The 1,188-nt window shown below is 53.8% G+C and carries 1 rRNA gene; it reads left to right on the top strand.

What is annotated here, in order from left to right:
- Positions 1–1,155 (top strand): 23S ribosomal RNA (locus ACG2LG_RS23895); the annotation flags it as partial.
- Positions 1,156–1,188: the final 33 nt, after the last annotated feature.

The following is a 1,188-nucleotide window of genomic DNA, read 5'->3' as shown; positions in this document are numbered from 1 at the left end:
GGAGGCCGCAGTGAACCGGCCCAACCGACTGTTTAGCAAAAACACAGCATTCTGCCAAGACGCTAAGTCCAAGTATAGGATGTGACACGTGACCAATGCGGAAAGATTAAGATGAGATGTTAGCTGGTATTCGTATTGGCGAAGCTTCGAGTCCAAGTCCCCGTGAATGTCGGCCGTAACTATAACGGTCCTAAGGTAGCGAAATTCCTTGTCGGGTAAGTTCCGACCTGCACGAATCGTGCAACGAGTTGGGCGCTGTCTCAACCAGGTGCTCAGTGAAATTGTAATGGCGGTGAAGATGCCGCCTACCCGCAGAAGGACGGAAAGACCCTATAGACCTTAACTGTAAGCTGTCATTGGCATTTTGATTTACATGCTCAGCATAAGTGGGAGACATTGAAGGATGCCTTTAGGGGTATCCGGAGTCATCAGTGAGATACCACCCTTGTGTATTGGAATGTCTAACCCCTAGCCGTGAAACCGGCGGGGGGACCGTGTCAGCCGGTCAGTTTTACTGGGGCGGTATCCTCCTAAAGAGTAACGGAGGAGCGCGAAGGTGGGTTCAGCACGGTTTGCAACCGTGTGTCGAGTGCATAGGCATAAACCCGCCTAACTGTGAGGCCGACAAGCCGAGCAGATACGAAAGTAGGCCTAAGTGATCCGGCGGTTGAATGTGGAATTGCCGTCGCTCAACGGATAAAAGGTACCTTAGGGATAACAGGCTGATTTCGCCCAAGAGTTCATATCGACGGCGAAGTTTGGCACCTCGATGTCGGCTCGTCGCATCCTGGGGCTGGAGAAGGTCCCAAGGGTCCGGCTGTTCGCCGGTTAAAGCGGCACGCGAGCTGGGTTCAGAACGTCGCGAGACAGTTCGGTCCTCTATCCTCTGTGGGCGCAGGAAAACTGAAGGGTTCGATTCCTAGTACGAGAGGACCGGAATCGACGCACCTCTGGTGCACCGGTTGTCGTGTCAACGGCATGGCCGGGTAGCTAAGTGCGGACTGGATAAGCGCTGAAAGCATCTAAGCGCCAAGCCAATCCTGAGATGAGTTTTCCCTGAAGGATCGTGGGAGACTACCACGTTGATAGGCCGCAGGTCGAAGTCTGGTAACAGGCGCAGCCGAGCGGTACTAATCATCCGTATGGCTTGATTCCTCCTCTTTCTCGAGGACGGAGTCGGGTATCTTC

The organism is Haloferula sp. A504 (assembly GCF_044385805.1).
Lineage (GTDB): Bacteria > Verrucomicrobiota > Verrucomicrobiia > Verrucomicrobiales > Akkermansiaceae > Haloferula.
The sequence above is the reverse complement of the archived record's forward strand: the minus strand, read 5'-3'. Positions and strand labels throughout refer to the sequence as shown.